The 470-nt window shown below is 42.3% G+C and carries 2 pseudogenes; one reads left to right on the top strand and one right to left on the bottom strand.

The window, feature by feature from the left end:
- Positions 1 to 144 (top strand): annotated as a pseudogene (locus J5M66_RS26640) (bifunctional phosphoserine phosphatase/homoserine phosphotransferase ThrH); the annotation flags it as partial.
- A 70-nt stretch (positions 145 to 214) separates the two neighbouring features.
- Here J5M66_RS26640 and J5M66_RS26645 read toward each other — a convergent pair.
- Positions 215 to 470, bottom strand: a pseudogene (locus J5M66_RS26645) (transporter); the annotation flags it as partial.

Raw genomic sequence — 470 nt, forward strand, 5'->3', positions numbered from 1 at the left:
ATGCTGGGTGAAGCAGATCATGGCTTCCTGTTCGACGCACCAGAGAATGTGATTGCAGAATTCCCGCAATTCCCGCCAATTTATGGTTATGACGCATTGAAAGAAGCAATCCGTCATGCATCGGTACGTAATATTCCATCTTAATTTTTAAGTTTGAAATTAAAAAAAGGCACCAAAGGGTGCCTTTTTTTATTAGAGTAAAACTCTTTCTTGCTTAGAAACGGTAGCCGATTTTTAGGCCATAACCCATGGCATGGTTGTCTTCAAAATCACCTACAATAGTACCGCCAGTTTGTGCTTGGGCATCGCCTAACCAGAAATATTTTACGCCAGCCTGAATAAAGTAATTCTCAGCAGGGCTATAATGAGAACCTAAGCCTACATTCCAGTAACCTTCAGTTGGACCTAAAGTCGTTACAGGGTTGCCTGCACCTGGGTCATAACCTACAGAAGCTGAACCTGACCATTTA

This window comes from Pseudomonas sp. 67(2021), assembly GCF_017491835.1.
GTDB lineage: Bacteria > Pseudomonadota > Gammaproteobacteria > Pseudomonadales > Pseudomonadaceae > Aquipseudomonas > Aquipseudomonas atacamensis.